Annotated in this window: 13 protein-coding genes and 2 tRNA genes; 10 read left to right on the top strand and 5 right to left on the bottom strand. The window is 38.1% G+C overall.

Annotated features, from left to right (window positions below; all coding sequences use genetic code 11):
* Positions 1–106 precede the first annotated feature (106 nt).
* Positions 107–727, bottom strand: coding sequence for a LysE family translocator (locus tag PPBDW_RS18865; protein ID WP_036791475.1), 621 nt, complete (start codon positions 725–727; stop codon positions 107–109).
* 350 nt (positions 728–1,077) lie between these two features.
* Between PPBDW_RS18865 and PPBDW_RS18860 the strand changes: the two genes are divergently transcribed.
* Positions 1,078–1,716: a deoxynucleoside kinase gene (locus tag PPBDW_RS18860; protein ID WP_054262184.1), complete on the top strand. Its 639-nt coding sequence runs from the start codon at positions 1,078–1,080 to the stop codon at positions 1,714–1,716.
* Between the two features lie 66 nt (positions 1,717–1,782).
* On the opposite strand, the gene PPBDW_RS18855 is transcribed toward PPBDW_RS18860, so the two are convergent.
* Positions 1,783–2,817, bottom strand: a complete 1,035-nt coding sequence (locus PPBDW_RS18855; protein WP_036791472.1) for an ABC transporter substrate-binding protein — start codon at positions 2,815–2,817, stop codon at positions 1,783–1,785.
* A 187-nt stretch (positions 2,818–3,004) separates the two neighbouring features.
* Here PPBDW_RS18855 and PPBDW_RS18850 point away from each other — a divergent pair, with 187 nt between their 5' ends.
* The 5 genes from PPBDW_RS18850 (at position 3,005) to PPBDW_RS18830 (ending at position 6,213) form a co-directional block, all read left to right on the top strand.
* A complete protein-coding gene (locus PPBDW_RS18850) occupies positions 3,005–4,285 on the top strand; it encodes an NAD(P)/FAD-dependent oxidoreductase (RefSeq protein ID WP_036791469.1) in 1,281 nt (426 codons plus the stop codon).
* A gap of 104 nt (positions 4,286–4,389) precedes the next feature.
* On the top strand, positions 4,390–4,737 hold the full coding sequence (locus tag PPBDW_RS18845) for a RidA family protein (protein ID WP_036791466.1): 348 nt from the start codon (positions 4,390–4,392) through the stop codon (positions 4,735–4,737).
* A 164-nt stretch (positions 4,738–4,901) separates the two neighbouring features.
* Positions 4,902–4,992: transfer RNA gene (locus tag PPBDW_RS18840), tRNA-Ser, on the top strand.
* A 40-nt stretch (positions 4,993–5,032) separates the two neighbouring features.
* Positions 5,033–5,109 (top strand) — tRNA-Asp (locus tag PPBDW_RS18835).
* Positions 5,110–5,568: 459 nt separating this feature from the next.
* Positions 5,569–6,213: a DUF1919 domain-containing protein gene (locus PPBDW_RS18830; RefSeq protein ID WP_054262183.1), complete on the top strand. Its 645-nt coding sequence runs from the start codon at positions 5,569–5,571 to the stop codon at positions 6,211–6,213.
* A gap of 58 nt (positions 6,214–6,271) precedes the next feature.
* Here the strand turns inward: PPBDW_RS18830 and PPBDW_RS18825 are convergent, their stop codons facing one another.
* The 3 genes from PPBDW_RS18825 to PPBDW_RS18815 all read right to left on the bottom strand — a co-directional run bounded on the left by PPBDW_RS18825 (position 6,272) and on the right by PPBDW_RS18815 (position 9,857).
* Positions 6,272–6,376: a 30S ribosomal protein THX gene (locus tag PPBDW_RS18825; RefSeq protein ID WP_065173736.1), complete on the bottom strand. Its 105-nt coding sequence runs from the start codon at positions 6,374–6,376 to the stop codon at positions 6,272–6,274.
* Positions 6,377–6,696: 320 nt separating this feature from the next.
* Entirely contained in the window at positions 6,697–8,325 is a 1,629-nt protein-coding gene (locus PPBDW_RS18820) for an AMP-binding protein (RefSeq protein WP_181316443.1), read from the bottom strand.
* Positions 8,326–8,603: 278 nt separating this feature from the next.
* Positions 8,604–9,857 (bottom strand): leucine-rich repeat-containing protein kinase family protein, encoded by a 1,254-nt coding sequence (locus PPBDW_RS18815; protein ID WP_036791459.1) that lies wholly within the window; start codon positions 9,855–9,857, stop codon positions 8,604–8,606.
* A 220-nt stretch (positions 9,858–10,077) separates the two neighbouring features.
* On the opposite strand from PPBDW_RS18815, the gene PPBDW_RS18810 reads away from it, so the two are divergent.
* From PPBDW_RS18810 to PPBDW_RS18795, 4 genes are all read left to right on the top strand, one after another.
* Complete coding sequence (locus PPBDW_RS18810; RefSeq protein ID WP_235604286.1) at positions 10,078–10,809, top strand: L,D-transpeptidase family protein; 732 nt, start codon at positions 10,078–10,080, stop codon at positions 10,807–10,809.
* 131 nt (positions 10,810–10,940) lie between these two features.
* On the top strand, positions 10,941–11,402 hold the full coding sequence (locus PPBDW_RS18805; RefSeq protein ID WP_036791457.1) for a TetR family transcriptional regulator: 462 nt from the start codon (positions 10,941–10,943) through the stop codon (positions 11,400–11,402).
* 227 nt (positions 11,403–11,629) lie between these two features.
* A complete protein-coding gene (locus tag PPBDW_RS18800) occupies positions 11,630–13,063 on the top strand; it encodes a TolC family protein (protein ID WP_036791454.1) in 1,434 nt (477 codons plus the stop codon).
* Positions 13,063–14,037, top strand: coding sequence for an HlyD family secretion protein (locus PPBDW_RS18795; protein ID WP_036791451.1), 975 nt, complete (start codon positions 13,063–13,065; stop codon positions 14,035–14,037). The genes PPBDW_RS18800 and PPBDW_RS18795 overlap by 1 nt, the downstream gene beginning before the upstream one ends.
* The last annotated feature ends 4 nt before the right edge of the window (positions 14,038–14,041 follow it).

The raw sequence follows: 14,041 nt of genomic DNA, 5'->3' as shown, positions 1-14,041 counted from the left end.
AAAGTAGATTCCCTATCGCCGCTCGTCACCTTGTTGTAGGGAATGACGGGGGGCGCCACCTCGCTGTCGAGAATGATGCAAGGTTAGTTACTCGCGAATCAAACAACTACTTATTAACCGCTAAATATGCTCCAGCTGCAATCATAATTCCACCTGCAGTTTGGTTTAAACGTTGTTGTGCTGCGGGCGTTTTAATGACTTTTGCTAATCGTGAAGCGCCATAAGCAACTAACATAATCGCAGACATCAATGCGATTGAAGATAATACTGATACCAATATGATATCGCTACGGTTTAAGCGAGTTAAATCAATAAACGTCGGTAAGAATGAAACATAGAACAAAATAACTTTAGGGTTAGAAGCGGAAATTAAAAAACCATGGCTAAAACTCGCAAAAGGTGTTTGTTGTGGTTGTTGGTCATTTTGGGGGTGTTGACCTTTAGATAACGACGTAAACATTTTATAACCCAGATAAATTAAGTATCCGGCACCAAGATAACGAATAATTAAGAACACTTCAGACCAATTATCAGCAATAGTTGCTAATCCAAAGCAGGCGAGTTGTAAGTAGAGTAGATCGCTACAAACCATGCCTAATGCCATCATTGTACATTTTCGAGGCCCCTCAACCATAGCTTTAGCTAAAATGGCAAATACGCCGGGGCCTGGTGTTATTGCAAAAATGAAAATAGCAGCAAAAAATGCGATGGCGGCTTCAAATGACACTTTGTTGTCCTTACTGTATGAAAATTTTGCGAATGCTATCATGATGGAGCTGTTTTATGCTCTAAATTTTGCATATGAAGTGGTGTTATTTTCTAAATGGATTAGGTTTATTAAATTTCTATCTTTTACTACAGAGTTAATGTTCGCTGAATTGAGATGGGGAGGGTGGTCTTATTTAGTTCGGCTTTAGCACTCAAAGCATAGTGTTTTGGTTTATTAATCACCAAACAGTATATAAGGGATGGTTTTTTGCGGCGTTTAGTTTCAGAATGTCGGGTTTATAGCATTGATAAACGCTAGAAGAACCGAAGTGGGTTCTTTTATCTGTAAACCTTGAGAGGGAAAGATTCTTGGATAAGCCCCAAATTATATGTGTAGAAGGTAATATCGGTGCCGGTAAATCGACATTACTCCCTCAACTAGCGGCAGCACTAAACGCGACAGCTATTTTAGAGCCTGTAGATTCAGATCCTGAATTTCAACATTTATTAGGTGAATTTACGCGTGACCCTTTTAACGTTACTGTGCGCAGCAATTTTCAATGTTATATCACAGCACAACGAGCTGAGTTGCTGAATAATTTAGACCCAAAAGGGGTCTATATTATTGAGCGTTCTTTGCTGAGTGATTTGGTCTTTACCCATGCTTGCATTGCTAATTACAACAGCACTGCTGAAGATATTGCTCAACATATGGCATGTTATCAGCACTTGATTAGCCAAATTAATCAATATCCGACCATTGATTATTGTATTTACTTAAAGACGGATCCTGAAGTGGCTTATAGCCGCATGCGTCAGCGTGGGCGCGCAGAAGAAATGGGATTAGAGCTTGGATATATTAGTGATATTGATGCGTTTCATGACGCAGTATTACCACAAGCGTGCCGTAAGATGGGTACAAGGTTAATTCGTATTGATTGGAATACACCACGTACGATTACAGATTTAGTGCCCCAACTTAATGCCGCTGGTTTAGTTATCAACTAATTTTACGGCTTTTATTGTCAAAATAGGGAGGCTACAGTTAATGGTTAACTGTAGCCTTTTTTATTGTTAGCTTTTTAGCATCTGCCAATATTTTTGGTAAATATTAACGGCTTGACCAACATCATCCGTGAATTCGCCATTATTGACTTGCTCGTCAGTTGGGAAAATCATTGGATCATTTTGTAATTCAGTTGGTAAAAATTGCTTTACTTGTTTATTCGGTGCCGGGAAGCCAAGTTCTTCGACAATTTTTGCCTGGTTTTCTGGACGCATAAAGAAGTCGATAAATTTGAATGCGAGATCTTTATGTTCACTGCCTTTAGGGACGATAAAATTATCCATCCATAAAATAGCGCCCTCTGTTGGGTAGACAAACTTAAGCTCTGGCATTTCTTGTTTTGCCATAAAAGCGTTACCGTTCCATTGCATACCGACCATAGCTTCCCCTGTAACATAAGGGACATGCGGCGCATCAGAATTATAAACGACAACGTTTGAACGTAGCTGACGTAACTTCTCGTAGGCTTGTTTTATCTCAGCTTCATTAGTGCTGTTAATGCTGTGGCCTTGAGCTCGTAGTGCCATACCAAATACATCTCGAACATCATCAAGTAACATTACTTGTTGTTCAAAATTTTTGTTCCATAGATCTTTCCAGCTAGTTACCTGATCTTGAGTGATCACTTCAGCATTGTAACTAATCCCAGTCACACCCCATACATAAGGTAAAGAGTAATCATTATTAGGATCGAAAGGCTGCTTCATTAAGCCAGGATAGATGTCAGTTAAGTGATGCATTTTGCTTTTATCTATCTTTGCAAGCATGCCTTCACGAGCCATTTTTTCAATAAAATACGTAGAAGCAAATGCGACATCATAACCCTTGCTATCGAGTAGCTTAAGTTTGGTGTACATCGATTCGTTATTATCAAAAGTAGAGTAGTTAACAGTGACATCATATTCTTTTTCAAAGGCTTTGATTACATCTGTTGGCATATACTCAGCCCAGTTGTAAACGTTAAGCACATCATTTGCTGCCGAAACATTAAATGCTGAAAGTGCGAATGCTAGTGTGGTCACCCCTTTAAATATCTTTTTCATATTGTTTATCCCTAATTGACCAGGTAAGTCAGATCTGAGCGCGGATATTAGAGTTAACTACCTAAGTGTCAAAAACTATCAAGCTAAACTATGAGCCAAATCACAGTAATAAATTACTTGTGAAGGCATAAGAGTCGTGACATCATCCGCGCGATTTTTAACCTGTACTTTTTTGTGGGCAATTGGAATGTCAATCAGCAGTCAATATATCGATAGTTACTACCAAGCAACCGTTAATGCGTTACCAGAACAGCCATTACTTGATCAGGCGATTGAAGCTGATGTATGTATCATTGGTGGCGGTATGACGGGGTTAAATGCCGCGATTGAATTACGTCAAAAAGGATTCTCTGTTGTGGTACTTGAATCACAACGTTTAGCGTGGGGAGGATCTGGGCGTAATGGTGGTCAGTGTTTAGTGGGTTATTGCTTAGGGTTACGTGAAGTTGATGAAACATACGGGCCTGAGTGGGGCAAACAGCTATGGGATTTATCTTGTGAAGCGGTTGATATTGCTCGTGATCGGATTGAAAAATTTAATATTGATTGTGATTTCCAACAAGGTTATATCGAACTAGCGTTGAAGAAAAGCCAAGAAACAGAACTAAAATCTTGGTATGACTTAAAACAGGGGCGTTATGATTACCCAAGTGCGAGCTGGTGGGATAAAGATAAAGTAAATCAAGTTGCACATACTGAGCGCTATTTAGGTGGGCTTTATGATTCAAACAGTGCTCATATGCACCCACTGAATTACACCTTAGGTTTAGCACAAGCAGCATTAAGTTTAGGTGCGACTATTTTTGAGAATACGCCTGCAGTAAAACTTGATAAGGGTAACCCACATATTATCCATACTCCTAAAGGTCAGGTTAAAGCTAAACAAGTTTTATTAGCTTGTAATGCGTATCTTGATGGATTACATCGCAAAGCTCAAAGTGTTGTGCTACCTGTAGTGTCATATATTGGTGTCACTGAGCAACTTGGTGATCGTCAACCGATCAGTAATATGATGGCAATGTCGGATTTGAATAATAGTCTTGATTACTATCGTCCAACACCAGACGGTCGTATTTTGTTTGGCGGTGTTAATCATCCATTCAATGGTGAATATAGTGATTCAAGTGAGCGTTTACGTCAGCGAATGATTACTGTCTTCCCTCAGTTGGCTGATGTAAAAATGGAATACCATTGGGGCGGATTATTTGCAGTAACACGTTCATATATGCCACAAATAGATCACTTAGGTAATGATATTTATGTTGCGCACGGTTATACCGGTCATGGTGTCGGACTGACGAATATCGCGGGTAAAGTTGTTGCTGAGGCAATGGCTGGGACTGCTGAACGTTTTGATGTGTTTGCTAAAATTAAACATGGTTGGATTCCAACGCCAGAAATTTTGCGTAAGCCTGCATTAGCAATGGCTATCTGGAAAGCACGGTTAGAAGATACATTAGCTAAATAATGAAGATTTATTTGCAATAAAATACAAAAAAGTAAATTTATTTGCTATCTTAGATGGGTTAATAGTGAATTATTTGCTTATTTAAACCAATCAGAGAGAGCATTATGATCGAGCGCCAAGAAACGAAAGCCCGTATGAGTCGTGTTGTGAAGCACAATGGTACTATTTACCTTTGTGGTCAAGTTTGTGCCGATGCAACCAAAGACATTACAGAGCAGACACAAACCATGCTTGATAAAGTTGAAGTACTGCTTGCACAAGCGGGCAGTGATAAAGAGCACATGTTATCTGCAACTATTTATATTAAAGATATGAGTATGTTTGCTGAAATGAATGCAGTGTGGGATAACTGGGTGCCAGCGGGTCATGCTCCAGCACGTGCGTGCGTTGAAGCAAGTATGGCACGTGATACTCTATTGGTTGAAATTTCTGTGATTGCTGCTGAAAAATAAATTAAACACTTATTGGTAATTATTAAAGGTCGACAAATTGTCGGCCTTTTTTATATTTAAATAAACCACAAATTAACAAAATAGTGTGAAAATTAAGCGGTTGATATTTTTAGTTAAATTTTAGCTTTACACATTAGGCTAACCTCGTTATTATGCGCGGCATTGGAGAGATGGCTGAGTGGTTGAAAGCACCGGTCTTGAAAACCGGCATACGTTTATAGCGTATCTAGGGTTCAAATCCCTATCTCTCCGCCAAATTCTAGAAATTTGATTTAATCGAGTTTCACACAGAATTGGAGCGGTAGTTCAGTTGGTTAGAATACCGGCCTGTCACGCCGGGGGTCGCGGGTTCGAGTCCCGTCCGCTCCGCCAACACAACGAAGCCTCGTCAGAAATGACGGGGCTTTTTTGCATCTGTCTTACTTATTATTATTCTTTGTCGCAGATCCTCGCTGGTTGTTGTCCGTCATCTCGAAAGAGAGGAACGAGCAATCTGTGATCTATTCATTACTTGTTTGAGCATTAAAAAATAATAACGCATATAATGTGCTGATAGTAGGTTCTTTATCTTGTTCGTAACTTCATTGTAGGGAATGGCGATGGTTGCGTTAATTTCGGAATAAATAATAATAATTGATACTAGTAATTAGTTTTATTGTTATATATAAAAAATTATTTGATTACGACTTTATTATATAAATTTGTTTTATATTATTTATTTGTTTTATTTTACTATTACTTATACAATAGCGAAAATAGAGTATTTGTTATTTATAGTGAGTGTTAAACAATATCACTTATATAATCTAATTAATTTTAAAGGTTTTATTGATGATTCAACGTGTTATATCTTCTATTTATAGAAGAACAATATATAAAGTTTATCGTTCTCATGTTAATAAGAAATTACAAGCAAGACTAAAGAATAAAAATTTCAGTTTGATTTCTAATAACTGTATTGGTGGTATTACTTGCAGTGATTTAGCTCAACCTTTTAATTCACCAACTGTAGGTTTGTTTTTTTATTCTGACTGTTACTTGAAGTTTTGTGAGAATCTTGAATATTATTTATCGTTAGAACTAGAACAAGCCACAAGTTCTAAATATATTGATTCTTTCCCATACCTTCTGGGTAAATTAGATGATATTGAAATTCATCTTATTCACGATACATCGTTTGCTGAAGCAAAAGAAAAGTGGGACCGCAGAAGAAAGCGCGTTGATTTTGATAATCTATTTTTTGTTATGTCTGATCGTGATATTTGTAATGAAGGTGATATTGAACGCTTCTTACGCTTAGATAATGGGCGTTCAGTGTTCTTTGGCGCCCGTAAACGTTCTAATTTAGACAATTATGTCTACTGCTACAATGAAAAAGGCGACATTACGCCACAATCTTTTGCTAGATACCGTGTTCATGAGCAATATTTTGATATGATTGAGTGGTTAAATAGCAAGCGAATAGTAATCAGTTAATCTTTCAGAGATGATACTAATTCAAGTAAATATCTTGAATTAGTATCAATTAACAACATTATGCGTTGTGATGTTTTCTTTTGCCTTCAGTTGTTAAACGACTATTGCCATGTGTATGAGCACGACGCTTGCCTTTACATGTTTTCATATCACCTTTAGCCATCAGAATAATCCTTTTTAATAAATATAGAATATTGAAGAGATATTGTTATCTTAAATATCTTATTATTTTATACAATATAATTGGCAAGTTACTCAGAAGCTAATGGTGTAAATATATTCGGACACTTATAATCTTTTATTGTGGAATTGTCGATATCTATTTAGATATACGATCACTATTAATCTGTTGTTGCACTATTCAATTATATTATGTTGATCTTTGCCCATATAAAATATGACTTATTATTGGTTTTAATTTGACATAATTCTTATATTATAAGAATTAGAATGAATACGTGCCTAAAATAGTTCTCATATTGGCTATTCTTCCCAATGTATGAGGTGTTCATTATTCCAATTATCATCAATTGTTGCGTAATGTTGTTCTAGTACATGACGTTTAATTTTTAATGTTGGCGTTAAGATATCATTTTCAATACTCCACGGTTCTTTAACCATCAATACACCTTTGATTTTTTGATGGGACTCTAGTTCGTTATTTATTTTAACTAAAATGGCGAGTAGTTTTTTTTCATAGCGAGCTCGATTAAGATTTGGGTAATTATGAGCAACGGCTAACAGTATTGGTGCTGACATCCCTGAACCGACTAAGCACACCATCTCAAAGTTACCGAGTTCCATAAAGCGTTTTTCAATCGGTACCGGAGATACAAATTTACCTTTGGCTGTTTTGAAAGTATCTTTCTTACGCCCTTGGATAGTCAAATAGCCGTCATTGTCTAAATCACCGATATCACCAGTGTATAACCAGCCATCATTATCAAAGCTTTCTTGCGTTGCTTGAGGATTATTGTAATAGCCACTAAATAGACCTTTACTACGAACAAGAATTTCTTTATCTGCTGCTATTTTTAATTCAATTCCAGGGCCTGCATTACCGACGGTACCTATTTTATCACTGCGATAGGGGTGGTTGAGGGTACTGTAAGCAAATGACTCCGTCATGCCCCATGCTTCGGTAATATTGAGGCCAATACTTTCATACCAATGTAATAAGCCTGCAGATACTGGCGCAGATCCACAGCCTAGTACACGTGCTTGGTCTAATCCTAATCCTTGAGCTAATTTACTTTTAATAAATGTTGATACTAATGGAATCTTTAGCAGGATATTCAATTTAGCTTGGGGAAGTTTATCTTGTATCCGTTGTTGGAATAAGGTCCATAAACGTGGCACCGAAACAAAAACGGTTGGACGATGCATTTTCACATCATCAATAAAAGTATCGAGAGATTCAGGAAATGCGACTTGTAGTCCTGACATAACCGAAGCGCCAAAAATATAAACACGTTCGGTAATATGTGCGAGCGGTAAATATGAAAATAAACGTTCGTTGTCTTCTAAACCAATATGTTCAATGATTTTTTGTGATGACCAGACAAATGCACCATAGGTTAGCATTGCACCTTTTGGCATGCCAGATGTACCTGATGTATACACAATTGACATTAAATCGGTGTCATGGTGCGAGCGACGTTCTGACGTTGGTAAATACTGTTCAAGCAGATCGTTTAATTGGAACTGACATGCAGGTGTACCTGGATAAGAAAAAGCGATAGTAGGTAATTGTGAATGAGTGCTAACCACCTCATTGATGGCTGTTGGACTGTCGAGTTTTCCAATAATGATCAATTTTGCATCACTATGGTCAATACAATGAGCAATGGTGTCAGCACTGGCTGTAGGAAATATTGGTACACTCACATAGCCACCGAGCATCATGGCTAAATCACAAATAAACCATTCAGCACAATTTTTAGAGATTAATGCAATACGATCGCCTGGTTGAATACCTAATTTTTGAAGCGCTGTTACTAGACGTTGGGCTTTATCCGCAACATTAGCGAAAGTGTAATTAACAAATTCACGATTGATAATTTGCTTTAAATAAATATCGTTAGGGCGTTCATTGGCCCATTTGATGATCATGTCAGCAGGTGTTTGTAGTTGAGCCATAAGCACTCCGTTTACAAATTGGCCGTGAATTATTTATGTTTCTAATATGTTAAATCTAAGCGGTTATATAAACGATAGTCAAGAATTATTATGCTAATTGTTTAGTACTTACCATAAGTACCAGACGTGTATTTCTTTTTATTACATTGAATTTTATGAGTTTTTATTTAAACGCATGTATGAAAGTTAACTTACTCAATTTATGTTAAGTGTATAAATTGAGTAAGGGGGAAAGGGTTAAATAATGATAATTAAGCCGCGATATAAGAGTGGGCTAGGGCATGTAATTGGTGATATAGCGTTGTGTGTTGATCTTCAATTTGGCAAACCGACAGCAAATCTTCAATAAAATACCCTACTGCTCGCCACTCAATAGCCGTTATTTTTTGTTGTTGTTCTGGTGACAGATCATCATAAATTGAAGCTGCGCCAAAATCGCCAACTAAAATGTTAGCATTGTCGTCGACTAATACGTTATGCGCATAAATATCACCATGGGCAACTCCTTGGGCTTGCATATGGTTAATGACAGCTTCCATTTGTTCAACAATTTTTGATATGGCTTCAATTGACAGTGTAAATTGGTCTGGAAATGTATCTCGAGTACAGGTCGTAAATGTTGGTGGTAAGCCGAGGTTATGATAATGCGCTGGAATTAAAGCCATTATCAAGGCGAGATAATTAGGTTCATTCACTTGTGCCAGTGATGCGACTAAATTCGTATGAGCCCCTGTTTTTAAGCAAGCATTTAATTCATCTTGTGGGTAACCATCTGAGGTTACTTGTCCTTTAAAAACTTTAACCGCGATATTTTTATCAAGTTGATGAGGGTTTGATAGCCACTGAGCTAATGAAATTACCCCAGAAGCGCCTTGACCTAATATTTTATCTAGTTGGTAATCTGTTGAAGCAACCGTCGGCAGTGGATTGTCAACGTGTTGATGGCGGTTGAAATCATTACCCGAAAACGCCAACCAAGCTAGCTTAGGGAGGTTAAGTAATTGGTTTGGAAATGTAGTGAGTGCATTAGCCGACAATCGTATTAGCTGTAAGTTAACTAATTTATTCATAGTAAGCGGTAGTGCTGTCAGTGCGTTACCTGCTAAGGCTAACTTTTGTAAATGGATGCAGTCGCCAATCGCTTCAGGAAGAGCGGTTATTTTATTGTCAGTTAAGATTAGCCAGCGTAATTTTTTAGGTAGTGCGTTTGCTGCAACGGTGGTGATTTGATTTGATTTAAAACCTATCATTTCCAGATTGGGGCACGCGCCTAAAATAGCGGGTAGTTCTGTAAAGTTGTTGTTTGAAATAAAAATAATCCGCAATTTAGTTAATTGACTGAAACTATCAGGCAAATGTGTTAATTGGTTATTGGTCAGATCTAATATTTCTAAGCTGTTGGCAAGCGTTAGAATTTCTTCTGGAAATTGGGTCAGCTGTTCACTTAATGTTAAATGAGTAATGCCTTTAAGCTGGCCTAAGCGTAATTGTTCTAACGTATGCAAAATCGTCTCATTTTTGAAGGATTATAATTGGTGGTAGCTATTGTAAAGATTTTAGAAGCTTAGATCACTGCTGCTGTACAAGTTTACGATTTATCCACAATGTGAATATAAAGTGATGGTTATTTAATCAGGAGTTCAGGTAAACTAGCGCGATTCAGGTTGGTTATTACGTAAATTACCGCAATGTTATGCGCGTAGAAAAATTATCATTGAGGGTAGTGTGCTAAAGAAAGTTATTTGTCCATTAATGCTAGTACTATTACCAATAGAGTACGTACAGGCAGAGTCGTTATATATACCATCACCATCACCATCATCAACATATGCTCTATACCCACCTGCAGGTAGTCGTACTGTTACTGATGTTATGAATCGTTATACACCTTTTGTTGAACCAAGATTAAGACGCTATTTTGAAAATGTTGGATTAACCTACCCACCTCAAAATATCGCTCTCTTTGCCATGAAACAAGAACGCAATGTTGAGTTGTGGGCGAAAGAAAATGGTAAATGGTCATACGTTAAACGTTATGATATCAAAAAAATGAGCGGTCATACGGGGCCTAAAATGCGTGAAGGTGATAAGCAGGTTCCTGAAGGTGTTTATCAAGTATCGCTGTTAAATCCTAATAGTCGTTATCATTTATCGATGAAGCTTAATTACCCTAATGCATTTGATCGCAAGTACGCGCAATTAGAGGGACGTCATTCGCCGGGCAGTAATATTTTTATTCATGGTAAACAAGCTTCAGTCGGATGTTTAGCGATGGGGGATTATGCGATTGAAGAACTGTTTTTATTAGCGGAACGAACAGGCATTGATAATATCGAAGTATTAATTAGTCCACACGATCCTAGAAAAGGTAAATTGTTAGCCGCTAACTCCCAACCTTATTGGACTAAAATTTTATATCGTGACATTGAACAACATGCGAGAAAATTTAATCGTTAATTATGCGGCTAAACCCTAGTTAACCGAAAAGCATTTTGTAATACTACAACGAACCAATATTCTTGACGTTATTATGTAAGCGTCAAGGGTATTACCGTTGCATAAAATGATTAGAACAGAGTCAACGCATTATGCCAAAGCGTAGTAAAGAAGACACCGAAATCACCATTCAGACTATTATGGATGCAGTGATAGAGCAAATACTGACGTTAGGTTACGATAAAATGTCGTACACAACCTTGAGTAACCAAACTGGAATATCAAGAACAGGTATTAGCCACCACTTCCCTAAAAAGCAAGATTTTGCTCATGCACTTGATGAGCGTATCTACCATCTCTTTGTTGATAAATTGGATCTAACAGGCGATTTGCAGGCATTTGCAATAAGTTGGTCTGCTGCATTAGAAGATGAAAATTTTCGGGCTATTTTACGATTATTGTTTCACCATATTTCTTCAGCTGAAACATCTCATGAATTTGCTCATCGCGGTATCGAACGGTTGTTTACACTGTGTGAGCAACGTTATGGCAAGCAAAGTATTGTCGAATTAGAGTGCCTATTAGGACGTTCATTAATTCGTTTAGCCCGTTAAGTATTATTGATTTAATGCCGATTAGTTTTATGACTAAATATAAATAGCCCACATTGATTGTGGGCTATTTTATTTATAAGCCATTATGAAATTAGTATCTATGTCAGTTAGATAAGTAATTAAAATGGAGTAATATTATAAAGAAGCTGCTAAAATTTACTGTTTTAGAGTATATGCTCTATATTTGTGGTGGCGCATTGGCTAGGAAAGAACGTAAGGGTTAGTACATGAAAATAAGGCCATTGATGGTGAAGCAATTGACAATTGTACTGTTGGCAATCGTACCGACAGCGCATGCAGCGCCAGTCAGTTTTAATGATGCTTGGCATACTGTTGTAACAACAAATGATGGTTTAGCCGCAGATCGCGCCAGTGTTGAACAAGCGCAATACATGCAAGATGCCGCTAAAGATTTGTATTTACCCAAAGTAACAGTGGGAGCGAATTACACCCGCTTAGATCATGACATTAAATTGTCGCCTTCAGATGTTTTTGACAGCATGCCAGCCTCAAATACGGCAGCAGGACAAGCTCTTAATAAAATTATTGCTGATATTACGCAAGCAGCTGGCACTGATTTTAACTCATTATTTACTGCTAATATTTCTGATAGGGATGTATTTACCAGCTCGATTCGGGCGATATGGCCAATCTTTACCGGTGGTCGAATTAACGCAGCGCAAGATATCGCGCAAGGCAAAACCGACCAAGCCAAATATATGTTAGCGATGCAACAACAGGCAAAGTTTGAAGATTTATCACGTTTTTATTTTGGTGTGGTACTTGCTAAAAATGTATTACAAACACGTACTGAAGTTGAAAACGGTTTAAAACGTCATTATCAACACGCAGTAAAGCTTGAACAACAAGGTCAAATTGCCCGTGTTGAGCGTTTACAAGCCCAAGTTGCTTACGATAAAGCCAAAGTCGAACGCCAGAGCTCACTGCGTGACTTAGAAATAGCACAAGTGGCGTTAACTCAGCTCTTAAAGCAATCGACACCTGTGACGCCAGCTACTGGGTTATTTATTAATAATTCATTGCCACCGATGTCTGCTTTTGTCGATAAAACCTTAGCCACGTATCCAGGTTTGCATATTTTAGATGCCAAACGTAAACAAGCTGGTGGGCTGATTGATGTCGAAAAAGGTAAGTATTACCCTGAAGTGTACTTATACGGTGATTATAATTTACATGATAGCGGTAGTTTAGCAGCCACGATGGCACCTGATTGGGCTGTGGGTGTGGGGGTGAGTGTGCCACTGATTGATAATTCTGGTCGTTCAGGAAAATTAAGTGCTGCCCATTCAATGGTAACGCAAGTGAATCATTTACAGGCACAAGCCCAGCAAGATTTAACGGTCTTGGTTGAAAAAACGTATCGTGAAGCTACACAAGCCTTAGAAGAATATAACGGTTTAGCGTCTAGCTTGGCACTGGCGAATGAAAATAGTGTGTTACGTGAAAAAGCATTTGGGCAAGGGTTGTCAACGTCATTAGATGTGGTTGATGCTGAGTTATTTGTGGCCAGTATTAAAACCCAACGCTTAGCGGCAGCTTACCAATATGTAGCGTGCTTAACCCGTTTACTTGCCATTAGTGGTGAGATGAATACATTTAAAAATTATCAGCAATATCAAGGGATAGAGGTCAAATTATAATGAGTAAGTTAAAAGCAATTGCTGTCGCTATTCCTGTTATCGCTGTGGTTGGATGGATCGGCTATACCTTCTGGCATGCTTACCAACCTCAACCTGAACGTATGCAAGGTCAAATTGAAGCTCAACAATATAATATCGCCTCAAAAGTGCCAGGCCGTATTGATAAAGTATTAGTTCGCAAAGGTGATGAAGTACAACCTGGACAATTGATTTTTACACTTTTAAGCCCTGAAATTGATGCTAAATTAGAACAAGCCCAAGCCGGTGAGCAAGCCGCGGGTGCATTAGCACAAGAAGCGGAAAAAGGTGCGCGTATCCAACAAATCGCTGCCGCTAAAGATCAATGGGGGAAAGCGAAAGCCGCTGCTGCCTTAATGCAAAAAACGTATGTCAGAATCAATAATCTTTATAACGATGGTGTGTTAGCAGAACAAAAGCGTGATGAAGTATACACCCAGTGGCGAGCTGCTCAATTTACTGAAAGTGCGGCTTATCAAATGTATCAAATGGCCAAAGAAGGTGCACGAGTTGAGACTAAACGTGCTGCTCAAGAAAAAGTTAAAATGGCAGCAGGTGCAGTGGCAGAGGTTCAAGCTTATGTCGCGGATACTAAAGTCAGTAGTTGGCATAAAGGCGAAGTGTCACAAGTCTTATTACATGATGGAGAGTTAGCGCCACAAGGTTTCCCTGTCGTTAATATTATCGATATTAGTGATGCGTGGGCAGTATTTAATGTTCGAGAAGATAAACTTAAAGATTACCAAGAAGGTAAAACGTTTAAGGTTACTATTCCCGCTTTAGGTAATAAAAGCTATCAGCTGAAAGTCACGCATGTGGCGGTCATGGGAGATTTCGCAACTTGGCGTGCAACCGATACAGCCAAAGGTTTTGATATGCGAACGTTTGAAGTTGAAGCTCGCCCAACTCAGCCTATTGAGGGTTTACGAGTTGGTATGAGTGTAATTGTTGAGTAATGAT

The sequence above is a fragment of the Photobacterium kishitanii genome, from assembly GCF_000613045.3.
GTDB lineage: Bacteria > Pseudomonadota > Gammaproteobacteria > Enterobacterales > Vibrionaceae > Photobacterium > Photobacterium kishitanii.
Note: the sequence above shows the minus strand (reverse complement) of the source record. Positions and strands in the feature narration are given on the sequence as shown.